Consider the following 25,929-nt stretch of genomic DNA (forward strand, 5'->3'; position numbering starts at 1 on the left):
CTCGTGGGCCAGGAACGCGGTCTGGGTCAGGACCACGCCCAGGGCCGCGGCGATCAGCAGCTGGAACCAGGTGTCCCCGAGCAGGGCGAACCCGGTCCAGGCCGCCCCCATGGCCAGGGTGAGCAGGACGAACACCGAGACATAAAAGCGCCGGCGCCGGGTCAGCAGCCCCTCCTTCCGGACCTGCTTCAGCAGCACCGAATACGACGCAACCACGTCATTGGGCTTGGCGATCCGGACTTTGCGGCCGGCGGTGGTGACGCTCATAAATATCCCTGGGGGTTGGGTCGGCTTCCCAGCCATCGACTGGGGCGAGCCCCACAGATTCTTTCACTGTACGCGTACTGGCTGTGCGAAGGGTGTGCTGTTTCACTCTGGTTGCTTTTGCCCCACTCGGCTGGTAGGCGGGTGCCGGTGTGGTGTCGGGCGGGACAGCGGGCACTAGACTGGGGAGCTATGCGCGCCATTGCCAAGTACCGAACCCCCATCGTCTGGCTCCTCGTCGTGGCCCTGATCCTCAGCGTGGGTGCAGGGTTCTTTTCCGCCGTCTTCTAGGCCGCTTGTCTCCCTCCCGCCGGGCGGCCTAAGGTAGTAAGCAGGCTTAGCTTCTGGCGAACGCCTTCGTCCGGGTCGCCTCGGAGGCCCGGGAACCAACCGGCGACGGAGGAAAAATGAATCCACATTCTGCAAGCAGCGACCAGTACACCTTCCAGAACCCCGTGACGCGGTTCGAAAGCATCGCTCCGCCGAAGCAGGACCAGCCGGAGCCAGGACTGGACCGTGATCTCGCGCCCCACGCGGACCGCGGGGAGACCTCCTACCGCGGCACCGGCCGGCTCGAGGGCCGCAAGGCCCTGATCACCGGTGCGGATTCCGGAATCGGCGCCGCCGTCGCCATCGCCTTCGCGCGGGAAGGCGCCGACGTCGCCATCGGCTACCTGCCGGAGGAGGAGCCCGACGCCGACACCGTGATCCGGCTGATCGAGGAGAGCGGACGAAAGGGCGTGAAGCTCCCCGGCGACGTCAAGGACCCTGACTTCTGTCGATCCATGGTGCAGCAGGCCGCTGAACAGCTGGGCGGCCTCGACATCCTCGTGAACAATGCGGCCAAACAGGTGGCGGTCGAGTCCCTCGAGGACCTGACGGACGAGCAGCTCGAGCACACGTACAAGACAAACATCCAGTCCTTCTTCTGGATTACGCGGGAGGCCCTGAAGTTCCTTCCGCCGGGTTCCTCGATCGTCAACAGCACTTCGATCCAGGCCTACGAGCCCTCCCCGACGCTGATCGACTACGCCAGCACGAAGGCGGCGATCAACAACTTCACCAAGGGAATGGCCCAGCAGCTCGCACCCAAGGGCATCCGGGTCAACGCAGTGGCCCCGGGCCCCATCTGGACGCCGCTTCAGGTCTCGGACGGCCAGCCCAAGGAGGCCCTGCCGGAGTTCGGAAAGAGCACGCCCCTGGGGCGGGCCGGCCAGCCAGTCGAGCTGGCACCGGCGTATGTTTTCCTCGCCTCCGCGGAGTCAAGCTTCGTGCTGGGGGAGACCCTCAACGTCAACGGAGGGATGCCCTCGCCGTGATGCTGAGCGCCCAGCGGTGTGAGGCACACAAAAGCCCCGGGTTCCTTGGGAACCCGGGGCTTTGTGCTGCTCCGGCGGCAGGCCGAAGCAGGTCTCGGCGGCCTAGCCGCGGCCGAGCTCGTCGTAGTCAGCGCGGTCGATCCGGCGGTGGTAGCGCATCCCGGCGAGGCCGCCGAGAATCGCGCCGATCAGCGCCGCGAGGGCGGCAACCACGACGGAGATAACCCCGGCGGTGGTCAGGTCGCCCTCGTTGATGGGCAGCCGCGGGAAGCTGTTGAGGTTGGCGAGGATGTCGAACTGACTGCCGGCAATAACGCCGAGGATGGCCACGACGACGGCGATGATGAGGGCCCACAACCACACCGCGATTCCCTGCTTGGCGCCGTCGAATCGAGCCATCCGCCCTGCGACGTACCCACCGGCGAAGTAGGAGACCAGCAGCAGCACCAGCAGCACGATCGCGGAGGTGACCCCGACCGTCTGGGCATCACGGGATGCCTGGTCGGCGGCTTCATTGAGGTTGGTGTTCGTCGAAAGGCTGAAAACGGCGCCGGCCGCCGCGAGCAGGGCGGTCAGCAGCACCGCCATGCCGGTGGCCGTCAGCCAGCCGAAGAAGGCGGAGCCGAACTTCATGCCGCCGAACTCTTCCTTTTCGCGCTGGTGAAGTGCGCGGCGGTCGGCGGCAGCCGGGATGGCGTCGTCGGCCACGGAGTGGCGGTCGGCGCGGTTGCGGTGGGCATCCTCGTCGGGATCCAGCGAGTGGGATCCGGAGTCCTTGGTCGCACTGACGGGGACAGCGCGGGTGTGCGCGCGGGTGGCGGTGTCGTCGGCCCCGGCGTCGCCGACCCGGTCTGCGGGGGTGTGTTCGCGGGTCGCGGTGTCGTCGGATGGCGCCTCGCCGACGCTGCTCGCACCGGTGGAGTGCTGCGCGTCATTCCCGCGGGCGTGCGCTCCCTGCTCCTGGTCGGTGCCGCGGGGGCGCCGCAGAGCTCCGTCGGTGTCCCCTGTTCCTGGCGTACTCATGCGTCCTCCTATTTACAAGACCAAATATTACTCAGTTCCCTTAGTATTGCAGGCCGCGCTATGGAACTCCACGTGTCGGGGCGCGCCGGTCCCGGGTGGGAGACTGGGCACATGGACTTCCAGGTGTTGATGACGGTGGTGAGCGGACTGCTCATTGCGGTGGGGACTGCCGGTGTTGTGGTTCCGGTGCTGCCCGGCAGCGTGTTGATCGTCGGTTCGCTGCTGCTGTGGGCCTTCGCCGTCGAAAGCACCGTGGGATGGGTGGTCTTCGTCGTGGGATCCCTGTTCGCCGTGGCCGGCTTGCTCTCCGGGCTGGTCCTGACCGGAAGGACCCTGAAACGCCAGCAGATTCCGGGCCGCTCGGTGACGATCGGGCTGATCCTCGGTGTGGTGGGGATGTTCGCGGTCCCGGTGGTGGGGTTGTTCCTGGGGTTCGCGCTGGGGCTGTTCGCCAGCGAATACCAGCGGCAGCGCAACGCCCGGTCCGCCCTGTCCTCGAGCCTTCAGGCCCTGAAGGCCACCGGGCTGGGCATCCTGGCCGAGCTCGGCTTCGCATTCGCCGCCGGCACCACCTGGATCCTTGGCGTCTGGGTGCACTTCGCCTGAGGCCGGCGCCCAACGGACCCGAAAACGACAAACGCACCCGATAATTCGGGTGCGTTTGTCGTTATCGGGTGCATTTGCTGCCAGGGGCGGCCGGGAGCCGTGGGCTACCTGCCGAAGTTCTTCCCGTAGCGGGTCTTGTCGGCCCGGTTGATCGAGCCGGGGCGGCGGGTCTGGGCGCCGCTGCGCTTCTGCATCACCTTGGAGACCACAATGGGGGCCAGCGCCCAGAGGATTCGCTTGAGCATGACGGTTTATCCTTTCGTCCGGTGCCGGAATCGGCATCGATGCTAATCCTACTGACTAATCGTCCGTCGAGGGACCGTTCGCCACGAAACCCCGGAGTGCCGTCAACTGCGTTCGGCGCACTTCCGGGTTCAGGTACATCATGTGGCCGGCTTCATGGAAGTGGTGCGAGAAGCGGGCCTTCGCCTGGTCGCTGAGGGTCATGTGCGCCCAGACGTATTCGGCGGCGAAGTGCGGAGTGGCGCCGTCGTAGTAGCCGTAGTCGACGTGCACCCGAAGGGCGGGATTGTGGACGAGGAGGCGCTCGAGCACGTTCGAGACATCGACGGGCGCGCCCTCGAAGGTTCGGTAGCTCCAGGGCTGCACCCTGGCGGTGAGGATCTCGTAGGGGAGGTCGTTCTCGTAGCCCAGTTCGGCGCGCACGTAGTGGTTCATCGCGGCGGCAAAGGGCCCGGTGATCGCCCGCATGCTTGGATCGTCCCAGGAGCCGGAGCTCTGGAGGTTCTCGGGAGGGGCGGTGAACCTGCCATCGATCCGGCCGACGGCCAGGCCCTCGCCGCGCAGCAGTTCGGCGGCGAACTCGGAGTAGTCCCAGCGCAGGTTGGTGCGGCGGATGAATGCCTCGTCGAGGGTGGTGATGGCAGCCAGGCGGGCGACGGCGTCGTCGTACTCGGCCTGGGTGAGCCGGTTGCCCTGGGTGAGGGCATAGCCGAAATCCGCGGCGGCGAACTGCTCGGCGTCCCGCACCACCTCGGCCAGGTCCCGCCCGTTGTGGCGGCCGTGGAAGTGGGCGATGGCGGCGTACGTGGGAAGGTGGAGGGCGTAGGGCAGGTCGCTACCCGGGAAGAAGCGCAGGGTCGACATGTTGAGCACCGTGGAGATGAGGCCGAGGCCGTTCACCGCCATCCCATAGGCGTCGAACAGGCGGCCGGCGACGGCGACCGCACGCAGCGTGCCATAGGACTCTCCGACAAGGTACTTGGGGGACAACCAGCGGTTGTTGCGGGTGGTCCAGAGGCGGATCACCTCGGCGACGAGGTCCCGGTCCTCGATGAAGGCGTGGAATTCGTCGGTCTTCTCCCCTTCCACGACGCGCGAGAAGCCCGTGTTGACCGGGTCGATCATCACGAGGTCGCTGGTTTCGAGCAGGGACTCGGGGTTGTCGACAAGCCCGAAGGGGGCGGGGGTCATCGCTCCGACGTCGCCGGCGTCCACCAGCCGGGGCCCGAGCAGGCCCAGGTGGAGCCACACCGAGGAGGACCCGGGTCCGCCGTTGAAGGCGAATGTCACGGGGCGGTCGGGCTCCCCATCGTCCTTGGTGTATGCGGCCAGGAAGATTTCGGCCTTGGGCCGGAAGCCGTCGGCCCGGCCGTCCTTGATTTCCTCCCGGCGCAGCACGAGCCGCCCGGTGGCCGTCGTGTACTTCAGGCCCGACGGCGAGGTATGGCCGCGCGAGACGAAGTCGTCGCTGACGTCCTTCGATTCGGTGGGCGGGTCGGCGGGAGTCGGGGTTTCTGTCGGATCATCAGCCATGGCACGAGCCTAACCGTGGTTGATTCAGGCAACCACTAGGAGTCCACGGGCTGGGTGGGACGCCGGGCGGACTTGAGGGCCTCGCCCGACCAGACGGTGCCCTGCTGCGGCCGCGCGTAGAACAGCGCGGCCACCAGCCCAATGAGGATGACGGCGGCAGGCAGGTAGAGGGCCTGCCCCATGGAGAGCGCGTAGCCGGCCTGGGCCGCCTCGGGCAGGGCCGACCCGGCGTCCGCGGATCCGCCGCCGAGGTTGGCGCTGAGCCGGGCCTGCATCATCGCCGCGATGGCGGAGCTGCCCAGCACCGCGCCGACCTGCCGCGTGGTGTTGTAGACGCCCGAGCCGGCCCCGGCCAGCGAAGGGTCGAGGTTTCGGGTGGCGGTGAGGGAGACCGGGGCCCAGATGCCAGCGCTTGAGAATCCGAGAAGCGAGACCGGAAGCAGGATCAGCCACAGTGGGACATCCGGGGTGAGAATCGCGCCAAGCCAGAACAGGCCGGCCGACATCCCGGCGAAGCCGAGCACCGCCATGAGCTTCGGGTCGTTGCGCTGGACGAACCTGCCCACAAATGGAGCAAGGACGCCGGAGACCACGGCCATCGGCGTAAGCAGAAGAGCCGCCTGCGTGGGACTGAGCCCTCGCACGTTCTGGGCGTAGAGCATCAGGGGCAGGGCCATGGTGGTGATCGAAAAACCCATGGCGGTGATCGAGGTGTTCGCGAGGGAGAAGTTGCGGTCCCGGAACAGCCGCAGCGGAAGCAGCGGTTCCGCCCGGTTGAGGCGCTGCCACAGCACGAAGGCCGTCAGGAGGACCAGCCCGGCAATGATCAGGGACCATACGGTCACCGGCCCGGCGATGGTGCCCCAGTCGTACAGTTCCCCCTCCTGGATGCCGAAGACGAGGCAGAACATCCCCGCCGCACTGAGCAGCACGCCCAGGAGGTCGAAGCGGTGGCTGTTCGTCTTCAGCCGCGGCACGAGCCGGTAGGCAAGGATGAACCCGACCACTCCCACCGGGAGGTTGATGAAGAAAATCCACTCCCATCCCAGGCTGTCCACCAGGATGCCGCCGAGGACCGGACCGACGAGGGTGGCCACGCCTGCCACCGAGCCCCACAGTCCCATGGCGGCGCCGCGCCGTTCCGGCGGGAAGATGCGGGTGATCACCGACATGGTCTGGGGGGTCATGAAGGCGGCCCCGAGACCCTGGAGGACGCGGGCGAGAATGAGGGTTCCGACCGAATCGGCGAGCCCGCACCAGGCGCTGGAAAGGGTGAAGACCACAAGCCCCACGAGATAGATCCGGCGCGGACCGAAGCGGTCACCCAGCCTGCCGGTAATGAGCAGCGGCACGGCGAACGCCAGCAGGTAGGCGCTGGTGACCCAGATGACCTCGTCCAGGGTCGCGCCGAGGCCCGCCATGATGGCAGGGGTCGCCACCGAGACGATTGTCGAGTCGACGAGGATCATGAAAAACCCGATCACCAGGGACCATAGAGCGGGCCAGGGCCGGATGTCCCCGCCCTCGGAAGTCGGCTGGGCGGTTACCGATTCGTCGCGGGGCATGGTTCACAGGTTACTCCTGTGGGCCGACGAAACCCGCGGCGGTTCCCGGCCCCACCGACAGCGGTGGGCCTGGTTCGGGCCAGGTGGGACAGCATGCCGGCGTGCGGGGTGACGCCGACGCCGACGCCGACGCCGGCGCTGGCGCTGGCAAGGACGAGCGGCCGGTCGGAGGGCTGCAGTACCACCTCCCCGAACGGAGCGGAGACCTGCACCCAGTCATCGATGGTGAAGCGGTCATGGATGGCGGCCGACACCTCACCCCTGGGGGCCCACTGCGGGGCGTTCGCGCTTGGCAGTGACCTGCCTAAGGGTTCCGTCGTCGGCGGGGACTGATTCAACTCTCGCCAATTTCTACAACGTGTAGAAATTCGACGGCACCCATCACGTCCGCCTCACGGAGCACCTTCCCGCCGGCACCGGATGTCGGAGCCCGGAGAGAGCACGCGGGCGGCGCTTGCCGACCGGCTTTGAGCAAAGCGGGAACTATTCGCTAGAGTGAGGGGGTCGGGGCTTTAGCTCAGTTGGTAGAGCGTTTCGTTCGCAATGAAAAGGTCAGGGGTTCGATTCCCCTAAGCTCCACTACAAAGGCCCTTTGGCCTGCGGAAACGTCGGGATGAAGGGCTTTTCTCCTCTCTCGCGAAGGCTCAACCACACGGAAACCACACGCTTTCGTCGCCGTTGGGTTGGGCCGGTGGCGTTGAGTTCCGTCCGTCCCGAACTTTCGTTGTGGTAGCTGCCATTCACATGTACAGGTGTTCCGGACCGAGTGGCGACTCCGTGCCGAACTTTTGGAGGGTCGCCGTGAGGTCCGGTGACTCGGACGCCTTGGCGATGTAGTGCTTCTCTGTGATTGCCGTCCCGGAATGACCCAGTTGGGCGGCAGCTTGCCTGGAGCTGTACTCCTGGTCGATGAGAGTGGCAACTGATTTACGGAAGACATGCGGGGTTACCCATTCGTAGGGCGATCCCGCGCGGGCGTCCCGCCATTGCCTGCGGAAGTTGTGGGGACTGCGCACTGTCCCCGTGGAGGACGGAAACAGCATGTCTTCGGGTTTGGGCTGCTCGGCCGAATACCTGCGTTGGAGTGTCTGCACGGCAAAGGGCGGCACCCTCATCGTGCGGAAGCCCGCTTTTGTCTTGGGATGGTCTTGCCGGTAGGCGCCGCGGCCTTTCTCCATGACGACGGTTCCCGAGATGGTGATGGTGGGCGGTTCCGCATGGAGATCGACGTCCTGCCAACGGATGGCCAGGACCTCACCAATTCGGGCGCCCGTGGCAAGAAAGATATCGAGAACGTCCAGTAGGTCTGCCGCGCGTGGCCGTCCCTGGTGTGCGGGGTCCTTTTGCCACCCGGCAATGACAGTCCGGAGCTTCTGAACGTCTTGGACTGACAGTGCCTTGACGTCTTTCCTGGCGATTTGAATGGCTCCGACATCCCGGACTGGATTGCTGCGCAGGGCATCGTGCCGGAGCGCGAGACCGATCATGCCGGTCAGAATGATTTTGGAATGACGTGCGGTGGCAGGGTGGTCTGCGGCGACGTTTTTGAGGAACCGGTCAAAACGGCCGGTGCTCAGCTCGTGCAGCCGGAGCCCGGCCAGTGCGGGTTCGATGACACGCCTGTAGGTGTCACGGTAGCCATCGATGGTCCTTCGGCCCGCGCGACCATTGTTTTCAATTTCTTCGAACCACAGATCGCTGAGCTCGGATAGCCGAGTAGTCCTGGAAATTTCACTTGAGGTAGGGGCTCGCCGATCTTGGAATGAAGTGACAAGGGTTCGCTCGGCGGCGGCTCCGCTGGTTCCCCAAGCTTCCGCAGTGCGGGTGATGCCGTCGGTGTCGCGGTATCTTGTCGTCGCACGCCAGCGGCCATTCGGGTGTTTTTTCCGGCTGATCTTCCCCCATGTTCCAAGCGGCAGAGGAGGCCTGGGAGACATCTAGGTTTCCAATCGAGAAGACAGCCAGGATTCGTAGTCGGTGCGGCTGATTCGAAGATGCCTTCCGATTCGATACGCGCGGGGGCCGAGGTGTTTGACCCGCCACTGGTAGAACGTCTGCTCTGGGATCTGTAGCTGGGTGCAAATGTCCCTCGGGGTCAGCCACTGATCGTCGGCAGCTTCTTCAGTGTTGCTGCTCTCTGGGGTGGTAGTCATGAAATTCTTTCCGTCGTAGTTGCCGACCCAAGGGCAAGGTCTGTTTCCAGTTCATGGGAGTAGGGGGTCGGCACGGCATGACGGACACTTGAAAGGTTGCCGCCAGCGGCGCCACCGGGGCCCTGCACGTGCTCGGGAAGGGTGCAATCCGACGTGCGATATGACTGGACGTGAGTCGGCACTCACGGCGATTGCCTTTGATGCCAGAGGTGTGAGGTGGGTGGTGCGCTAGGGCTGGATGCATCGCCTGGCCGGGCGAGGGCTGCAGGTATAGCGGCGGTCGCTCTTGGCTGGACGCGCCCAGGATAGACACTGAGGTTCGTGGGAACAGACAATTTCCGGTCAGGCCCTTGCCGCTGGTCGGTCCTTCGGCGCAGCGTCAATGACAATCCGCGTGCTGCCAGATAACTTCCAATGGACGCCCCTGGTGCGGGCACTACCGAAGTAGACGGCTTATAGGGCCCGGCAGCCCTTGTAGTAGTCCCTGATCGTGGTGGAGTCACCGCGCCGGGCGGGAGCGACAATGTCCGTTTCGAAGTGCTCGGGGTTGAGCAGGTACCCCTTCACTGCGGGCAGGGAGGTGTACTTTCCGATGTTCGCGACCGCGTCGTCGCGCTTCTGCGGGGTTCTGATTGTTCAGGGACTGCAGGTACAAGTCCATCCACGCGTACAACCAGTACGCGGCAATGAACTCGTCTTGGACACCGGCATGCGCCACCACCTGGCCGGTCTGTTCAGGGTTCACGGCTGGATCGGTGAGGTCGATTCCGGTCCGCGGCCAGTGGACTCCTTCCTGCAGGGGTTCCGGGAAGGCCGCGGTCACGCGCTGGCCCTCCGCGTCCATCGGGCCGGTGTCTTCGACGTCTCCGGAGGCGCGGTTTGAGGCGGTGCGGCACACCCCGTTAGGGCGACTACTACGGCTGCGGCGGCGGTGATCCCGATGGGGATCGAGCGTGCAGTTGCGAACCGGTCTGGTGCGGCCCTCGGGCGGGCCCCGGGTGGCGGGTCAGAAATTGAAGCGCGCAGAAGCCTTGTCATTGTTCCCCCATACGAATCGCCCGCCTGTACCTCCAGCTAATGGGGTGATGCTATCTGGCCACCGGCCGGGTTCATCCCGAGCAGGAGGTGGGGCTGGCGCCAGGCCGTAAGGCGTGTCGGATACCGTCTTTTGTCCTTGGCGCTCCCCGGGCCGGCTAGCCATGGGCGGCGTTGTATGCCTGTTCGATCTCCTTGCTGATGCGTCCCCGGCCGCTGGGGGTGTAACCGTTGTCCAGTGCCCAGGAGCGGATTCGCTGTGTCCGTTCGCGGGTGTCAGCTGCCGGTTTGGTAGAGCCTGCTGGTGGGCGGGTGCGCCGGGCGTTGGTCACAATGCGCTCAAGGCGCCCGCGGAGCTCTGAGGCGTGCTCTGCTGTGAGATGGATTTCAAAGCCCGAACCGTCGAGGGCGAACCGCACCATTTCGTCGGCCTGTTCACCGGAGGGATCATCGACCAGTTGTATCTGTACCCGCTGTGCCACGTGTACGTGTCCATTGGTTGTGACGTCATTAACCCCAATAGCACTCTAGCGCCCGCGAGCATACCCCCGAGTAGTGCGGTATCTAGCGCCATAACCCACGCCATCGAAGCACCATAGTCGGCCATAGACGGTGATTGAGCCGCGTCTTCGACCGCAGAATTCTCTCTTCGGAAGGTCTGGAAGGGCGGAGCTTAACGGTCCGCGAGGCAACCCCAGGTGCTGCTCGGAACTCTCCGGGATATTGTGGCTCAGTGACCGGTGAAAGCAAGCGAATCCGACGACACCACGTCGTCTCTAAGTTCTACCTCAAAGGCTTCGCTGACGACGGCGGCCGTCTTCGTCGAACAGTACTCCCAGGGAAAGAGAACTTCCTGGTTTCGACGAGCAACGCCACAGTCATAAAGGATTTCTATACGGTGAACTTGGGCAACGGTTACACGACCGACTGGTGGGAACAAGTTTTCAGTCGCATCGAGCACGTCGCAGCAACGGCACTTCGAGGACTCCATCGGGGCAGTCCGTTGCCACGTGATTCGGACGAGAGAGTCGGTTTCGCGATGTGGGTTGCCGCGCAGTACCTCCGTACCGAGGGAAGCCGCAACCAAGTCCATCAAGTGCAATCTCAGATGTACCGGGTGATGGTCACCCTTATGGGAAAAGACGGCCTGCGTGACTTCATTGAGAGTAGAGAAAACATTGAAGTGTCTGACCATCGCCTCGACGCTGAGTGGGACGACTTGACCGCTGATTACGGTACATCCATTGAGCCCGATTCTGCCGACCACATGACGACTCTTGACCGCGTACTGATAGAAGCCACAGCCATGCTGGAGCAACGACAGTGGATGTTGCTCCGCTTTGAGCACCATTCGTTGCTGCTTTCAGATCACCCCATCACACTCCTCTCCGACGGCAGCAATTCTTTCGGGGGAGGCGGCGGCCTAGCCGACAGCCCTGTGATCGCAATGCCCCTCTCGCGAAAGCTTGGACTTGTCATGTTTCGGGAGGCGGGCCCCGACGCGGCCGCGAGCGTTCAAAAAGATACTGCAGATACCCTGAACCGAGGAACAGTGCTCAATGCGAGGAATAGTGTCTACTCACACCCCGATGACCGCGTGAGTAGGCTGTTCAAGGGAGAATGGCCAGAACCACGCTTACGAGAGATCGGGCCGGTGCAGATTCCAGCGCAGGTGGGAACCGCCGACGCGTTCAGTTCTTTGGATCACACCGCGTATGGATGCACAGACGCTGACAAGAACTCGTTCTCCCTAAGTGATATGCCTTGGCCTATCCCGGGACGGTCTTTCCGATGGGAGTGACGATGCGACAAAGCAATGCCGCCATCGTGAGATAAGGCTTCACTTCAGCGAAGTACTAAAAAGTTCAATTCTATGCGTCCCAAAAATCTCACTAGCGTTCCTTTGGCGATAGTCGCTGGAAGGCGGCGCTTGCCATGTAATTTTCCAAAGACGCCATAGATTCCAAACGGATGATTTCCGGCCCCAATTCATACCACGCATGCCGCTTTGCAAATTGATCAGCTGCTATCTCACTGGCTTCAGATCCCAAACCTATCACTCCTGAAACCGTTCCAACCACCGGTATTAGACCCAAGATCGTGAGTCCTCGTCCGGCCATGCTGAAGCCAGATTTTACCTTTTCTGCCAATTCTCGGTTCCTCCATGCATCAGAAATGGCCTCTAACAAGTGATCTTCGCCTCCGGAGGGGTTGTCGACGAGGACGTCCTGAAAGCGAGAAGCATATGCGCGGATCTTGTCATTCGACTTGATATTTGACAGCGACGCAACGTCGGGGCTTCTGAACATGAGTCCGACCATCTCGACGTATCTGTTCAATTGATCTGCGTTGAACGTTTCCGATAGTTCGTCGGCTAGTGATTGTCCGCTAGGCAGGTAAATGCTTGAGGAGGTAGAACTAGCAGCCACAACGTCAAGCTCAAGCAGTCTTACGACGAGCCCCCTTCGCCCCACTGAGGAGATCAGGGGACACTCATATTCCCGCATCAATAGAATGTCCGCTATGCAGTCTTCAATAACCCGGCTTTTGAGGTTTTTTGGAACCCTCGAAATAATCCGAGCGATCACGGGGTCTCGAAGCAGATCTCCCACAATGGGCCTAGTTAGCGTCTGACTTTCGTACACTGGATCCCAGTCTGCACTTAGCGACAGAGATGGTATATGGATTTTGCGGTAATCGTCTGTGACCTGGGAGTCCGGGTAACCAAAGTCAGCAGCCGCCATTACAATCTCATCGAAGACCACGGTGCAGGCAAGAGCCAAGTCTTTGAACTTATCTACGTTTCCGTAAAGGTGACGGTAATAGGGATGCTGGGGTACTTTCGGGTCCGACCACTCATTGCCACTTTGCATCCACCACAGCAACGCCCCTGCATACGGGTGAGACAAGATAATTTTCATGTCAGCATCCTGTCACGAACTACGTTTCGAGCTGATCTCAACTAGCGTTTCGGCGCATCTCGAGTCGCAGGGTCCGATCAGCCATAGTCACCGGCAGCAGGCGGAGGACTGGCAAACTGTTGAATTTTGGCAGCGATACATTGACTAGGACGCACCGTCCCGGGCAGGTTCGTTGACTGTGGCGCTCCGGTCCTCGCCGTTCGGTAGGGCAGGATGGACGGATGGTCACGCGTGTAGAAACCGAAACGTTCATTCGTTTCCAGTTGGATCAGCTCGGTGCTCAGAACCGGCACCACGACTTTGAGAACATCTGCTTTCGAATTGCTCAGAGGCGGATCAGCAGCAACATCCTCCCGGCAACGGGGCCTGTAAGCAGTGGCGGGGACCAGGGGCGGGATGGAGAGACGTTCTTTTCCGCGCTGCCCGAAGAGCTGCCCGGAGCCGGGGGATTTGTTGGCAGGGCCACCGCAGAACCTCTCGTTCTTGCCTGCACGATTCAGCGCACCGGCCTGAGTGCGAAGGTCAGAGCCGATCTCGAAAAGATCACCTCCCAAGGGCAGCCTGTCGCCAGGGTCGCCTATTTCATGGCACAGAACATGCCCGTGAACATCCGGCATGAACTTCAGGAGTATGCTCGCCAACAGCATGGCGTCGATCTTGAGATCTTTGATTCAATGGCGATATCGACACTCCTAGCCGAGCAGGATTTGATCTGGGTCGCTGAAAAGATGCTTGATTTGCCCTCAAACTTGGTGCCGGCGAATGATCCTGAGCTTCCCCAGTGGTATCAGGACCTCTTGCGGAAAGTCAGGGAATCGGACGAGCCACTGACTACCGCGGGCGATTTTGCGGCCGTCCGGACCGGGCTCCGTCACGCTACAAAGCATCCTGAGGCCCGGAACGACTTGGCAGAATGGCTTCAACACGCGCGAGCTTTCCTGGATTCACGTCCGGAAGGCACGGTCTCCGAAGACGTGCAGATGAAAGCGCGGTACGAAATCGTCGTCGCCACTTTGCGCGGGATGGAGACCCTGAGGAATGTTGAAGAGTACATCGATGAGTTTATCGACTACGCGGCGGCGAGCTCGGCATCGAGTGACTTGAGCGACGCCAGCGCTCTCATCTCCTATTGGCAGGGGGCGTGGGCTCGTGGATTGGCCACGACCACTGCGGAACACCTTATGGCCCAACTGCAACGGATCCTGGGCCGTGTCGATGCTCTCCTGGCTGAGACTGACCGAAGCGTATACCCAAATACGACTGCGCACTTCCTTGCGGCTCGGGCGCATATCCTGTTCCATCCCGACGTCACCGGCATGGCGCGAAATCCGAATGCTCCGGTCAAGACCGGGGCAGAAATGAGTTTTGAAGAGATCCTCAGCGAGGCGGGATCAGCTGAGGAACTGGGCATTCGGCTGGAACCACTGATGAGCACGCTCAGCGATCTTGCCGGGCTCCTGCCGATCGCTCGTGCTTTTCCTGTGCAGACAATCTGCGATCTGTTCGAGGCATTCAGTCCTGTGCTGGCAGCACACGCGGACTATGAGGGGATCAGGAACGCTCTGGACGAGGCGATCGGTTCTGTTGAGGGAGACAACGCTGTCGCCGAGCGCTGCAGGAACCGTGCGCTTTCCCTTATCAATTCCGACAAACCCCTTCTGGCTCTCAGGGAGTTTCACAAGGCAAAGATTAACTGGTTCCACGGCGACACACTTCGCGGCTCTCTTCTGGCGATGCTCACTATCGCCGGCGTCTACGCCGACCTGAAGCTTCCACACGCGGCCAAGAAATATGCCCTGACTGCCGGGTCCGTCGCAGTTTCTTCTCCGGATTCCGAAGACATGGATTTGGTCGGCACCAGCCTGATTCTGGCGTTCCATCATTGCTACACTGCGGGAGCGTGGGTGGACGCCACGGCCTTGAGTCAACTTGCAATACAAGCACATGGAATTTATGCAGAAGATGCGTTTGACCGTGAGCAACATCCGGAGTTGATCGGCTTGGACTATCACCAAAGCATGATTTGCATGGCGGCTAGGAAGTTCAGGCCGGAGCTGGTGGAAACACTCACGGATCTTCTGTCGTCAACCGACTACGACAAAATGATCTGGCAATTAGTCGATCAGCTGGAACTTCCCTTTGCAGGCGACGAGGTGAGTTTCACGAGAACTTCCGCGGAACAGCTCGGGGGACGCCCGTTCAGCGACACCGGGCCGACGCGGTCATTGAACTTCTCAGCTCTTGGCACGCACTGGACCATCAACTGCCCGAACGACAGAGCAACGGTGCTTGCTGCCGAGAGGTTTGCAGCGGCCGCGCAGATTCTTCTGTGTGAACTTGCGACTGAGGACCCGGTTCTCCTGGACGAAAGCGTCTCGATTACGATCCAACTGGCAGGTCCTGAGTATAAGGAGCGAGTGGAGTTCGAACCTGACAACCACCAGCTAAAAGCCCTCGTGACTCTGTTGCCCTACACAGACCAGGCGGATGCCGGAGCGCTGGAACATGAAATTCTAGGTGCTGTCGGGATACTCCTCATGCGATTGAGCGCCCTGTCCCAGGAACAAATCCTGGACATGCTCGAGGATGCATTCGCCAGGGGCTTCCTCAACCAAATCTCCTTCGGCCGGCCCTACGATGAGATAGCCGGGCTGCTCGATACGGGCCACTATCTCATGGCATCCAAGGTGGGTCACCAGGTCATCGGCCCCGGAGACTACGTTTCGCCTGCAAGCAGCGCCTTAGAGCAGCCAGCCTCCTACGGACCTGGTTTTTTGGAGACCGAATGGCGGGAAATGATTGAAGAACGCTATGAAATTTCGACTCTGGTGAGTTTCACGGTGGCGCGGATTCTGCGAAACGACACGTGCCGCAGGATTTTGGTGGAACTTCGAGACGAGGGGTGGCTGGACTGGCACCTGCTGCTGGCAATTTTCAATGTGGCTACTAACTACCGCATTCGGCGTGAACTCGGCCCGGAAAGCTCATCGCCGGAAGCGCTCCGACGGGTCACTGCGGACTTAATTCACCGACGCGAAACCCCAGAAACTCCAAATATTCCCCTTCACCACTTCTCAAAAGACGGCCTCCGGGAGGCATTTGACCTCGCGACCCTTACCGTCGCGAAACGTTTAGGGCTCCACATAGATCGTGACACCCCAAACATCAACGGAGTCCGCCGATTACTGGACCGCAGATACGGCTTTATGCAAGACGTGCCTCACGCCGATCTCTTGGCCGCCCAGTGACCGAAAAGCGCCGGGGCGGTTACCAATGCAAAGCAGCGCGCGTGGCCTGCGGAAACGATGGCTCCTCCATGCTCGGTAGGTTTGGCAGCTACCTCTACTCGCGTGGTTTAGAAGCCGACAAATCAGATTATGTCAACTTATGTTGACGAAGCCCTGCTCGCCGACGGTTGACCTCGTCTAATCGAAGGCCGCAGGGAGACCAATGGCACTGCCCTTTCAGCCGCATCCAATCCGAGCTCGTCGCTCACCGACTTCCCGGAAGCTCCGGTTTGCCCTCCCCCGTCCTGTGGAGGCGCCAGTGCGATTCCACCGCGAAACCGCGCGTGGATCAGGTACCAGATGGCGCTCAAATGGCGTCGCACGGGATAAATCAACAGGAGCCGAACAGCACGAAGCCTGCGGGTAGGCCGAGCATCTCGCAAAGCATCACGCGGGTATCGCCACCGCGGGCAGCACTCCGCCTCTAACTGACTGTCGCGTTCAGGCATGCCCGTGTGCGGCGCCCGAACGAACGATGTCGTATGTTGGCGATAGAGTCTCCGGGACAGCAATGCAACATATCTGCGCGGGGGTCTAGAGATTTCGCAACAGACGCAAGTGGTCGAATACGTCCGGGTTAGCTCGATCGATCAGAAGTTGAGCAGCGGGACGGGCAAAGATCGAGCCGTGTTCAAGGAATGCGTCCACTACGTCCGCGATAGGGATGTCGTTCGTGTCCCTTCTATGAATCGTCTCGCTTGGCCTGTGGGTGACCTGCGCTCCATCATCGACGAGGTGCTCGCCAACGGCGCTTCCGTCAAATTCGTCATGGAGGGACCGACCTACTCGCCTGGTCCGTCCAATGTTCTAGCGAACCCAATGCTCAACATGCTGGGTTCGTTCGCCGAATATAAACGCGAACTGATTCGAAAGCGCCAAGCCGAAGGACTTCAGCTTGCCCAGAACGCTGCTGGTAAGTGTCGGGGTCCTGGCTCACAGCTCATGCCTCAGCAGCTTGACGAAATCAGGGGGCTGGAAGATACAGGAGTGCCGAAGGCCGAGGTAACTCGACGTTCTCGCATCGATCAAAGCACCTTCTACCGTCTACTCGCGACAACGACGGAGCGTTGAGAGTGACAGAACAAGACGGCGTTAATAAGGTAGAAAGTCCCGCAAATCGGGAGTCCGCGTGGGATTGGCTCACAGCTCACAAGCAACCAAAACTCTTGCCGACGCCGTGGTTGACCGACACAGAGCTGGAGGACTTCATCGAAGTTCTCCTCTTCTCGGAACGCCTGCTTGGTACCGCCGTCCGCCATGTGCAGCATGTCGAACGCTGGGGTGTCTCCGGCGACAAGCAGGACGGCATCGATTTCTTTGGACGTTTCAACGACGGCACTCCCGCAGCCTGGCAGGTGAAGCAGCTCAAGAAGCTCTCACGCGGCGACGTTCAAGCGGCCGTCAGAGCTCTGCGGTTCGACAAAGCCGACGAGTTCTATCTCGTGTACGGCGGAATTGCCACCGTGCAGGCGCGCGAGGAGATTCTCGAGCACCCCCGATGGACTCTCCTAGATCGGCAAACGCTCACCGAGATGCTGCGGTTGCTCCCGAAGCAAACGCAACAAGACATCATCGAGCGGTTCTGGGGCACGCAGGTACGACGACAGTTCGTGGCCGCGCCAGGTGATGCCCTGATCCTCTTCGACCAGTTCAAGATGACTCGGTTGAACTCTGACTCCGTCCTCAACGATCTCGGGGATTTGGTGGGCCGCAACGACGAGATGAATCGAATGGCACGAGCGTTGGACCAATCGGACAATACGACGCCGCAGATCCTGGTCATAAGCGCACCAGGAGGTCGCGGCAAAACTCGTCTCTTGGTCGAAGCACTCACCGCCGAAGTCGAGCGTGCTCCGAGCCGCGCCATCGTCTGCCTTGCGCCAAATCGCGTCTTCGATGCCGCGGCGATGAACGAGCTCCGCCCCGGCTCAGGCATTCTCGTGATCGACGACGCGCACAACGACCCGCCCGCACTAGACCCGTTGCTCGCTTTCGCGCGCAGCCATCCAGAGCTGCAGCTGATTCTTGCCACCCGGCCCAGTGGTCTTCCTGCTATCCAGGGCGCGGTCGCCCGCGCCTCCTTCGGTCCCGACGAGCACCTCCTGATCCCCGTTGGCGAGTTGGACCTGAAATCGGCGAGGAAGCTTGTCACGGGCCTGACAGTCGACATTAAGCCGAGCTTCGGGCTGCGCAATTACCTCGCAGGGCAGGCGCGGCACAGTCCGCACGTCGTCGTTATCTTGACCAGCCTTATCCGGAAGGGACAGATCAGTGGCTCGATAGCGGTCAATGACAGCCTGCGTGACGTCGTTCTTGCTCGGTACCAGGAGGTGATGATCCCGGACGGCTTCGAAGGCTTCGACAGGGACACGGTCCACCGCGTTATCGCGACCTATGCCTGCCTACAGCCGGCGACCGGGCAGGCTGAAAACGCACAGGCGCAGATTGCGAAGTTCTGCGGACTCAGCGTGATCCAGCTGGCGCGGCTCACACGACAGTTAATCGATCGCGGAGTGATCTTGGATCACGACGATCGACTCCGTGTCGTACCCGACGTGTTGGCCGACCAAATCGTCGAGGACGTCGCTGTGATCGAACGCCTCGATACAGGGTTCGTCGCCGAGCTCTGGTTCACGTTCGGGCCCGCGCATTACCAACGGTTGGCCATCACCCTCGGAGAACTCGATTGGCGAATTGGGCGACGGGGAGGTCCAGCGATCATGGCACCGATATGGGGCGCGATTCGAAAACGACTGAGCTCCCCCTACCCTTCGAGCCTAAGCCGGGAGCTCGATCAGATCGCGCCCCTCGCAGCCACACAACCCGTACCCCTCGTCGCGGCACTCGAAAACGTACGAGCACGACTCGACCTTGACGACGCATCCCAGATGCCGGAGATGGACGACCCAGAGAATGAGGACGACCGGCTCTACCGACGCGTATGGCCCGACTCGCGCCGCACCAGTCGGGCTGACGTGCGCGCGAAACTTCCGAAGCTATACGGGCAGGCAGCGGTGAACGACCCCAGCACCCTTGAGACCGCAGTCGACGCGCTACTAGCGCTTGCCTGCGCTGACTCACGCCCCCCGCATTCGCACCCAAGTCATGCCAGCCGAATCCTCTCCGACGAGCTGAGCAATCTCGCAACACTCCCCGACCTCACCTACCCGACCCGCATCGTCGCCCGCGTGAAGGAGTACTGCGCAACACACCCCGATGCAGAAGCTGTCGTCGCGCTGTCAGCTCTCAAGCCGCTCCTTGTGAAGGAAGAACTCGAAACCGTTCAATCCGCCCTCTACGAGATGTCGTTCCACGCTCACCTGATCTCGGAAACCGCAATGCGGCCCGCGCGCGACCAAATCCGGACATTGCTACTCGAGCAGGGAACGTCGAGTCGCCTAAAGAGAGCCGGGGCTGCCGTTGATCTGCTGCAAGACGCCCTGCGCGCTCCCCACGGCTATTTCGGAAACGCCGTAAGTGCGGGCGCTGTACTCTCTTGGGAGGACGACGACCTCGCAACGCTGAGGACGCTCGCGGCCATCGCCGCGCAAACTCAATTCGCGACAATTCGACGATCTATCAGGCACGCTGTCGACTGGAGCGCCGAGCACGCCGAGTCGCTGCTCCTTCAGCACACGGCACTCTCCCTTCAGCACCAGCTCGACAGCTCCGAAGACATCCGAGATGCACTCGCTGACCGCGTCATCGGGTCGCCATGGAAACTTGTTGACGGCAAGCTCGACCGCCTTCCCGATATTGAAGAACTCAAGATGCTGAGGAACGCACGCCGCAGCGAGCTCGAGCAACTAACAGACGCACAGCGAAACGAGGACAGGCAGACCAGAGCGAGGGCAAAGATCGAATCCAGGCGCGACCGGATCTCAATTGTCGATGAAGCCCTCGCTCGGCGAGTTCTGAGCTTCCGTGAAGCGCCTCGAATGGTCGGCCTGCTCGGCGAGCTGAGCGCCGAAGCGCAGCAACTCGGCAAACATCCGTCGTTCCACGGAGTGTGGGAAGCCCTCGGCCGCATCCAGCCGGCGCTCGTTCCCGAACTCGTGCGGACGATAGCGGGTGCTGTGGATGATCATCCTCTGGACCAAGACCTCCCCGTGCTCATCGTCCAATGGAGTCTCGACGCAATAGACGATGCGCTCACATGGGCCTCGGACGCCGTCGCGTCGGGACGCACCGGGGTTAGACTCGCGATCGCCGCTTTCGTCGACAGAACGCCGTGGACGCCACGCACAGGCGCGTTCACTCTTATATGGCGCTCCGGTATCGAAGATCCCGAGGCGCGGGTTGCGACGGCCTTTCTCGGTGGGGCCGGGTGGTACCTCGACGCCAATCCGCAAAAAGCATCCGCAATCCTTCTCGCCCACGAGGTTTCCCCGCCTGCAGCGGCCAACGCGCTCACGGGCGCGTGGCGGTCCGACCACGTTTCCGCTCCAATCAAGCGCGACAGAGACGCGCACTCTGCCCTGCTATCGATCGCAGCACGTGCCGGACTCAACGACTTCATTGCCCAAGAGATAGTGACGGTCGCCGCCCGCGCACATCCTGATCTCGCTCTCGACTTCCTCCTGGAACTGAGTCGTCAAGGGGAAACGCCGCCAGACGACATCCCCGATCTCGGACCCGTGTTTGAGGAGCAGGCAGATGCGTTTGGGGATTGGCTTCTCGATAACCTTCGAGAGGGGGCCGACGTCCTTGGAAAAGTCGTGACAGCCGCACTGAACGACCGGCTTACTCCAAACCAAGCGCGATCGCTGACCACCCGCGTCCCACGCCTGAGCCCAGACAAGCTCATCACGCTCGTGCGGCTGCTCGGGTCGATAAAGCTCTGGGTACCAAGCAGCCTCGAGCTGGCAGATGCCTGTGTGGGGCGAGCCGAGGCCAGCGACGTGCTCGACGAGGTCCTACTCGAGCTCCGGCGAGGCATGAGCCTGACAGCCTGGGGATGGGCTGGAAATGAGTCGGCTGAGCTCAACGCCGCGCGAGACGCCTGCGCAGGCGCCGTGCACAGAGCGACGTCCGAGCACCTCCACGCGCAGTTGGGCCAAGCCGCCGAATTGTTTCAGAAAACAATAGATGAGCTTCGTGTCACGGAACGGGAAGAAGATTGGTAACCCTCAGCGGCGATTCGAACCGCGACGACACGACAACCCCAGTTCCCGACCATGTCAATCCAGACGGAGCAATCAGCGACATGTACTCCTATAGCGAGGGCGACAGTGAAATCGTCACCCGAATCCTGGACCGCCTCGGCGCGAACGCCAGCGATCCCTTGGAGATTTCCCTGGCCTGCCACTCGGACGCAGAATTCACGGGGATGCCTGCAGCGCTCCAGGCAGAGACAACGACTCTGCTCGGGTTCGAACTGGACGATGAGGCGGCAGATGGCAGCGTCGAGCTCACCCCAGTTGCGGGACTACGTACCGGGCTGCGCGTTCGAGCGATTCGGGACGCAACCAACCAGTCCCACGCACTGTGGCGATCCATGCTGACGCACACGGAGCTCCCCATCCTCTCCGCTCTCATCTGCGACGCGCTCCTAACCGCCCGCGCGGAGGCGGGAGTCGACCACGCAACGCGAACAGTGAGCTGCTACACCGCTCTCTGCGCTGATCTATCGCTCGATCCTCTCCACCGCGCCCTCGCAATTGCTCGAGCAAACACGATCGCCCGACGTCGCCGAATGCCACAAGAAGAGGCCGTTCGATCAGAGGCGCTCACTTTCGCCGCCGCGGCAGTCGGCGCTCATATGCCCGACGGCGTCGTCGCCCGAGTTCTGATACCGCTTTCGTCCGCTCCCGCGACGTACGCGATGATGAATGGGGAACGTACTCAGATCCGATCAATTCTCGACCTTGCTGCGTCGTCGTATGTAGACCCTACGTCAGCGGACTGGATCGCCGACTGCCGCCGCAACCTAGCCACCACAGGCGCCGAGAGGACCGCGGCCACACGGGAGCAGGTCGCTATGTACATTGCGACTGCCGAATCGGAAGACGCCGGCTTCCGGAAAATGCACTGGGCGACCGAGGCGTCCAATCTCGCCAGTCGCTACGGCGACACGGAGTCACGCGATCGAGCTGTTCGGCTCATGCAATCGATCCCGGCCGAGTCAATGGGTTGGGAGGCGCACGAGTCGACGGTCACCTTGCCCATCAGCGCTTTGCGGAGTCACGTGAGACGCTACAAGTTCAGCGCTGACTGGCGTCAGGCGCTACGCGTCTTTCTAGCGTCGAAGTCTCCCTCGGGGGACTACCAGCAGAATGTGGCGTCCTCCCGCGCCTCGTCGGCGGGCAGCATTCGTAGGCTCGTATCCCGAGTCACCTTCGGGTCCCATGGACTCCCCGAACGTCGGGATGGGGACTTTGACGAGGAAGAGCTCGTTCGAACCGAACAGTTTGCGATCGGCGCCAGTGGGATCCTCCTTGATCTCGAGCTGAAGGAGATTGAGCGCAGATTCGGCAAGCCTCCCAGGACCGAGATCGCGTCCTGGGTTTCGGTGACGTTCGGGTGCGACCTTGACTATGCCTATCAGTTCGCTCACACACTTCACCTTCACTGGGTTGGCGCATTTTCCGACTCTGCGCGCGTCGCCATCGCGCTCGTGGAAGCCGGCGCACGACGCCTCCTCCTGCTGCTAGACGAGCCAATCTACCGGGTGGAGCGGGGCACCTCACCCGGCAGATTCCCGGCCATGGACTTTTACGTCGACAAGCTAGAGGAACTGGAGTTGGATGCGGATTGGGTGCGTGCCCTCCGCACAACTCTCCTCGACCCTGGAATGAATCTGAGGAACATGGCGGCTCACGGCTTCAAGTTCGAGTTCGCCCCCTCCGAGGCAGCCGTGTTGATCCGCCTGGCCGGGTTGTTCTGTGCAATGCCGATCGGGAAAGAGAGCGATGCGGACCGCTCCATGCTTCGCGAGCCACTCGCAGCTGCACGTCGCCCCCTACGTCGTCGGCGGAGCTGGCACTGGGTCTGACTCCCGTCCCGAGATGGAGAAGCTCTGGTCTTCATGGCCGACCGGTTGCGCTCGGGAGTGCTCCCCGCCGACGTGTGGGCATCCCTGTACCAGGCGGCAGCGCTCATTCCTGGCGTCGAGTTCGTCGAGGACCAGGCGACCCTCGATGGTTGCACGGGCACAGCGATCGGCCGGGTAGAGATCAACGGCAACTTTCGGCAGGACATCATCGTCGACCCCGACACCGGTCTGTTCATCGGCGAGCGAAGGACGGAGCTCACCGCCCATGGCGGGATTCCCGCCAACACCATCACTTCATGGAGCGCCGTAACGACCACGGTGGTCGCAGACGCCCCGGCCGGGTGAACTCAGAACGGGTCCTTCGATGAGATGGGCTGTACGACCACCAACGGCCACTCCATCTGCCCGCCGTGAGACCCACCGGGACGCGGCACAGTCTCCCTCTACCGACCACCGCGTAAAGATCCTTCTCGTGCGTGCCCGCCTGGGGCTCACTCGCGCAAGATGACCGATCCCTCAGTGCGACGGTGGGTCCTGAAGGATGATGTGCGAGCCCGCAGTGCTGGATGCTACGGGTTGCCTTCATCCCTGCAGTTCAGGTGCCTGCGGCGCGGGTAGATGCCACTTGGCGGCCGGGCATTGGTTCAGCGGGGTTGTGGAGTTCAGGGGGATGCTCACTGATCCAGTTCTGCAAGAAGTGAGGCCAACAGCGCCTGCCGTTCCGGGCTCATCGACGCGAGGATGGCGCGTTCGGTGGCGAGGTGGTCCGGGAGGATGGCATCGACCAGATGCCGTCCCCGGTCGGTGAGGCGGACCTGTTTTGCCCGTCCGTCGGCGTCGCTGGGGGAGCGGGTCACCAGGCCCTGAGCCTCGAGTTTGTTCAAACGCTGGGCAATGGCGCTGGAGGTCACCATGGCGCTGGACGTCAGGTCCTTGGGGCTGAGGGAAAACGGTGACCCGGAGCGGCGCAGGGTGGCCAGCACGTCGAAGGTTGCGGCATCGATACCGTGGCGGGCGAAGTCCCGGGCGAGCTGGTCCCCAGCCCGGCGTGTCACTCGGGAGAGCCGCCCGATCACCGCCATCGGTGACGGATCCAAATCCGGGCGTTCCCGCTTCCACTCCGCCAGCACCTGCTCCACATGATCGGTCATGCCTTTACCCCAGCTTTTAACTAAGCGCTAAGCTATTTAAACTAAGTGCTTAGCAATCGACTGCTTGTCCTGCTCCTCACCACTGTCGCGCCCTGCATCTGGGGGACCACGTACTTCGTAGCGTCCGAGCTGCTGCCGCCGGAACGGCCCCTGCTGGCTGCGGTGCTGCGCTCCCTGCCGGCCGGGCTGTTGCTGCTGCTCGTCGTCCGCCGTCGTCCCCGGGGACGCTGGTGGTGGCGCTCGGCGGTGCTGGGGGCGTGGAACATTGGGGTGTTTTTTGCCCTGGTGTTCATCGCCCCCGGTGCGTCTGGTGAGAGAAGTGCAGAATCCGTCACACGTTTACCACACGGAAACGATGAAATACGATGACATGTCGTGGACCTCGCAGGTCACCAAAAACGCCTAGATTCCGGGGATTTTCGGCACAATGACAGGCTTCGGCAAGCATTGGAATAAGCCGTCCCCTGAGAAAAGGTCAGGGGTTCGATTCCCCTAAGCTCCACTACGAAGGCCCTTTGGCCTGCAGCACTTCGCCATAGCCAATCCGCGTGTGGTCATCGACGGCGACGTGGATGAAGTCATACCCAATGCCCCGGACCCTCACCTCCTCGGAGCGCCGATGGGCCCACCAGCCGTCGTCGGGGATCCGGCCGAGCTTTTTCACATCCAGGTGCACCAGCTCCCCGGGCGCGCCGCAGCAGCTGCGTGCATCCCACAAGGTATCGACCGCGTCGGTGACGAGGTTGGCACCCCGGTCGTTGCTTTCAACGGCACGGCCTTCTTCGGGCCGGTTCGATCCGAATGTTGTGGATCGATCGGAATAAAACCTATCGAAGGACTGTTGGACTGGTTGACGGCATTCGACGGGCGTGGCTTCCGGCTTCTGCGATTGCTTGTCCGGTTCAACTGATTCCTTCTGTTAGAAAGATATGAATATGACATCTCCACTGGGCATTATCGGTTCGGGAACGATGGGTGAAACGTTTGCCCGTCTTGCCGTTGCGGCCGGATTAAACGTCATGATCAGTAACTCCAGGGGTCCTGAGACCCTGAAGGATCTGGTCCAGGATCTGGGGCCTCTCGCCCGTGCGGGATCGGTCACCGACGTCGCCCGTGAGGCTGACATCGTGATCGCGTCCGTCCCCCTTATCGCTTACAAGCAGTTGCCCGCTGACGCTCTGGCGGGAAAGATTGTTATCGACTCGATCAACTACTACCCGCAACGCGACGGGCAGATTGCGGTTCTTGATGAGAATGCCTCAACTTCCAGTGAGTTGGTCCAGGCCCATCTAGCATCATCGTTTGTGGTGAAAGCCTTCAATAACATCGCCTTCGCAAGTCTCGGCAACGGTGCTCGTCCGAAGGGCGACCCGGAGCGGAGCACCCTGCCGGTCAGCGGTGACGACGCAGCAGCGAAAGCACGCGTCATGGACCTGCTGGACACGCTTGGCTACGATGCACTGGACGCCGGCAGGCTGGGCGACAGCTGGCGCAGAGAACCCCTCACTCCGATTTACGTCAAGCCGTACATGCCGGAATGGCCCGCCGAACGGATGACCTTGGATCAGCTGTTCGCCTGGCTTCGGGCAGCACCGGTTATCCCGATGTCACGGCAGCGTGCTGCCGACCTGCTCGCCAGCGCCGTCCGCGGAACCGCCGGCGGCCGCCTCCCCGACACCATCTGAGCGCCCTCCAGGACAGTGCTGCGCGGAGTGGGCCGGCCGGTGGAGGAGTCCGCCCGCGTCGTGGTCCGCCTTGCGACCCTTGGTGCGGACGGCCCCACCGGAACGCTGCAGGACGAGAACGGCAACGTTTCCTGGTAGCAGCCGGCCCAA

Annotated in this window: 22 protein-coding genes, 1 tRNA gene and 3 pseudogenes; 14 read left to right on the forward strand and 12 right to left on the reverse strand. The window is 62.1% G+C overall.

All coding sequences use genetic code 11. The features are described 5' to 3' along the window. Nucleotides 1-267 (reverse strand): annotated as a pseudogene (locus tag GVV86_RS17830) (acyl-CoA desaturase); the annotation flags it as partial. 404 nt (nucleotides 268-671) lie between these two features. On the opposite strand from GVV86_RS17830, the gene GVV86_RS17835 reads away from it, so the two are divergent. Next, nucleotides 672-1,583 (forward strand): SDR family oxidoreductase, encoded by a 912-nt coding sequence (locus GVV86_RS17835; protein WP_159620328.1) that lies wholly within the window; start codon nucleotides 672-674, stop codon nucleotides 1,581-1,583. Between the two features lie 102 nt (nucleotides 1,584-1,685). Here GVV86_RS17835 and GVV86_RS17840 read toward each other — a convergent pair whose 3' ends face one another. Beyond that, the gene (locus GVV86_RS17840) at nucleotides 1,686-2,606 is read right to left on the reverse strand and encodes a hypothetical protein (protein WP_159803593.1); all 921 of its coding nucleotides are present in this window, start codon (nucleotides 2,604-2,606) and stop codon (nucleotides 1,686-1,688) included. Between the two features lie 111 nt (nucleotides 2,607-2,717). On the opposite strand from GVV86_RS17840, the gene GVV86_RS17845 reads away from it, so the two are divergent. Beyond that, entirely contained in the window at nucleotides 2,718-3,212 is a 495-nt protein-coding gene (locus tag GVV86_RS17845) for a DUF456 domain-containing protein (protein ID WP_159803594.1), read from the forward strand. A gap of 104 nt (nucleotides 3,213-3,316) precedes the next feature. Here the strand turns inward: GVV86_RS17845 and GVV86_RS17850 are convergent, their stop codons facing one another. Genes GVV86_RS17850 through GVV86_RS17865 form a run of 4 tightly spaced genes read right to left on the reverse strand, consistent with a single transcriptional unit; the run spans nucleotide 3,317 to nucleotide 6,807 of the window. Next, on the reverse strand, nucleotides 3,317-3,457 hold the full coding sequence (locus GVV86_RS17850) for a hypothetical protein (protein ID WP_159620322.1): 141 nt from the start codon (nucleotides 3,455-3,457) through the stop codon (nucleotides 3,317-3,319). 55 nt (nucleotides 3,458-3,512) lie between these two features. Continuing rightward, on the reverse strand, nucleotides 3,513-4,988 hold the full coding sequence (locus GVV86_RS17855) for a S10 family peptidase (protein ID WP_159803595.1): 1,476 nt from the start codon (nucleotides 4,986-4,988) through the stop codon (nucleotides 3,513-3,515). 35 nt (nucleotides 4,989-5,023) lie between these two features. After that, nucleotides 5,024-6,553 carry a DHA2 family efflux MFS transporter permease subunit gene (locus tag GVV86_RS17860; protein ID WP_159803596.1) on the reverse strand — a complete coding sequence of 510 codons (1,530 nt, stop codon included), beginning with the start codon at nucleotides 6,551-6,553 and terminating at the stop codon, nucleotides 5,024-5,026. After that, nucleotides 6,532-6,807: a ferredoxin reductase domain-containing protein gene (locus GVV86_RS17865; protein WP_159803597.1), complete on the reverse strand. Its 276-nt coding sequence runs from the start codon at nucleotides 6,805-6,807 to the stop codon at nucleotides 6,532-6,534. Before GVV86_RS17865 ends, GVV86_RS17860 begins: the two co-directional genes overlap by 22 nt. A 252-nt stretch (nucleotides 6,808-7,059) precedes the next feature. Here GVV86_RS17865 and GVV86_RS17870 point away from each other — a divergent pair. Further along, a tRNA-Ala gene (locus GVV86_RS17870) sits at nucleotides 7,060-7,132 on the forward strand. A gap of 161 nt (nucleotides 7,133-7,293) precedes the next feature. Here the strand turns inward: GVV86_RS17870 and GVV86_RS17875 are convergent. After that, nucleotides 7,294-8,490, reverse strand: coding sequence for a tyrosine-type recombinase/integrase (locus GVV86_RS17875; RefSeq protein WP_159803598.1), 1,197 nt, complete (start codon nucleotides 8,488-8,490; stop codon nucleotides 7,294-7,296). Further along, nucleotides 8,491-8,706 (reverse strand): helix-turn-helix transcriptional regulator, encoded by a 216-nt coding sequence (locus tag GVV86_RS17880; protein ID WP_159803599.1) that lies wholly within the window; start codon nucleotides 8,704-8,706, stop codon nucleotides 8,491-8,493. 580 nt (nucleotides 8,707-9,286) lie between these two features. On the opposite strand from GVV86_RS17880, the gene GVV86_RS17885 reads away from it, so the two are divergent. Beyond that, nucleotides 9,287-9,589, forward strand: a complete 303-nt coding sequence (locus GVV86_RS17885) for a hypothetical protein (RefSeq protein WP_159803600.1) — start codon at nucleotides 9,287-9,289, stop codon at nucleotides 9,587-9,589. 310 nt (nucleotides 9,590-9,899) lie between these two features. On the opposite strand, the gene GVV86_RS17890 is transcribed toward GVV86_RS17885, so the two are convergent. Continuing rightward, nucleotides 9,900-10,223, reverse strand: a complete 324-nt coding sequence (locus GVV86_RS17890; RefSeq protein ID WP_159803601.1) for a histone-like nucleoid-structuring protein Lsr2 — start codon at nucleotides 10,221-10,223, stop codon at nucleotides 9,900-9,902. Between the two features lie 251 nt (nucleotides 10,224-10,474). On the opposite strand from GVV86_RS17890, the gene GVV86_RS17895 reads away from it, so the two are divergent. Then, nucleotides 10,475-11,542 carry a DUF4238 domain-containing protein gene (locus GVV86_RS17895; RefSeq protein WP_159803602.1) on the forward strand — a complete coding sequence of 356 codons (1,068 nt, stop codon included), beginning with the start codon at nucleotides 10,475-10,477 and terminating at the stop codon, nucleotides 11,540-11,542. A 91-nt stretch (nucleotides 11,543-11,633) separates the two neighbouring features. Here GVV86_RS17895 and GVV86_RS17900 read toward each other — a convergent pair whose 3' ends face one another. Continuing rightward, nucleotides 11,634-12,662, reverse strand: coding sequence for a hypothetical protein (locus tag GVV86_RS17900; RefSeq protein ID WP_159803603.1), 1,029 nt, complete (start codon nucleotides 12,660-12,662; stop codon nucleotides 11,634-11,636). A gap of 221 nt (nucleotides 12,663-12,883) precedes the next feature. Here GVV86_RS17900 and GVV86_RS17905 point away from each other — a divergent pair, with 221 nt between their 5' ends. The 5 genes from GVV86_RS17905 (at nucleotide 12,884) to GVV86_RS17925 (ending at nucleotide 23,288) form a co-directional block, all read left to right on the forward strand. After that, on the forward strand, nucleotides 12,884-15,910 hold the full coding sequence (locus tag GVV86_RS17905; RefSeq protein ID WP_159803604.1) for a hypothetical protein: 3,027 nt from the start codon (nucleotides 12,884-12,886) through the stop codon (nucleotides 15,908-15,910). A 597-nt stretch (nucleotides 15,911-16,507) separates the two neighbouring features. Beyond that, nucleotides 16,508-17,020 (forward strand): recombinase family protein, encoded by a 513-nt coding sequence (locus GVV86_RS17910; RefSeq protein ID WP_159803605.1) that lies wholly within the window; start codon nucleotides 16,508-16,510, stop codon nucleotides 17,018-17,020. A gap of 2 nt (nucleotides 17,021-17,022) precedes the next feature. Beyond that, a complete protein-coding gene (locus tag GVV86_RS17915) occupies nucleotides 17,023-21,075 on the forward strand; it encodes a PDDEXK family nuclease (RefSeq protein WP_159803606.1) in 4,053 nt (1,350 codons plus the stop codon). Then, a complete protein-coding gene (locus tag GVV86_RS17920; RefSeq protein WP_159803607.1) occupies nucleotides 21,069-22,943 on the forward strand; it encodes a hypothetical protein in 1,875 nt (624 codons plus the stop codon). The genes GVV86_RS17915 and GVV86_RS17920 overlap by 7 nt, the downstream gene beginning before the upstream one ends. A gap of 33 nt (nucleotides 22,944-22,976) precedes the next feature. Next, the gene (locus GVV86_RS17925) at nucleotides 22,977-23,288 is read left to right on the forward strand and encodes a hypothetical protein (protein WP_159803608.1); all 312 of its coding nucleotides are present in this window, start codon (nucleotides 22,977-22,979) and stop codon (nucleotides 23,286-23,288) included. Nucleotides 23,289-23,617: 329 nt separating this feature from the next. Here GVV86_RS17925 and GVV86_RS17930 read toward each other — a convergent pair whose 3' ends face one another. Beyond that, nucleotides 23,618-24,094 (reverse strand): MarR family winged helix-turn-helix transcriptional regulator, encoded by a 477-nt coding sequence (locus GVV86_RS17930; protein ID WP_159803609.1) that lies wholly within the window; start codon nucleotides 24,092-24,094, stop codon nucleotides 23,618-23,620. 45 nt (nucleotides 24,095-24,139) lie between these two features. On the opposite strand from GVV86_RS17930, the gene GVV86_RS17935 reads away from it, so the two are divergent. After that, nucleotides 24,140-24,463 (forward strand): hypothetical protein, encoded by a 324-nt coding sequence (locus GVV86_RS17935; protein ID WP_159803610.1) that lies wholly within the window; start codon nucleotides 24,140-24,142, stop codon nucleotides 24,461-24,463. Nucleotides 24,464-24,617: 154 nt separating this feature from the next. On the opposite strand, the pseudogene GVV86_RS18820 reads toward GVV86_RS17935, so the two are convergent. Beyond that, nucleotides 24,618-24,785: pseudogene (locus GVV86_RS18820) on the reverse strand (IS481 family transposase); the annotation flags it as partial. Nucleotides 24,786-24,809: 24 nt separating this feature from the next. Here GVV86_RS18820 and GVV86_RS17940 point away from each other — a divergent pair. The 3 genes and pseudogenes from GVV86_RS17940 to GVV86_RS18900 all read left to right on the forward strand — a co-directional run. Beyond that, nucleotides 24,810-24,887 (forward strand): annotated as a pseudogene (locus GVV86_RS17940) (mycothiol-dependent nitroreductase Rv2466c family protein); the annotation flags it as partial. Nucleotides 24,888-25,029: 142 nt separating this feature from the next. Next, entirely contained in the window at nucleotides 25,030-25,779 is a 750-nt protein-coding gene (locus GVV86_RS17945; protein WP_159620262.1) for an NADPH-dependent F420 reductase, read from the forward strand. Nucleotides 25,780-25,794: 15 nt separating this feature from the next. Beyond that, nucleotides 25,795-25,917: a hypothetical protein gene (locus GVV86_RS18900; RefSeq protein ID WP_281406972.1), complete on the forward strand. Its 123-nt coding sequence runs from the start codon at nucleotides 25,795-25,797 to the stop codon at nucleotides 25,915-25,917. Nucleotides 25,918-25,929 lie beyond the last annotated feature (12 nt).

The organism is Arthrobacter zhaoguopingii, from assembly GCF_009828595.1.
GTDB classification, from domain to species: Bacteria; Actinomycetota; Actinomycetes; order Actinomycetales; family Micrococcaceae; genus Arthrobacter_D; species Arthrobacter_D zhaoguopingii.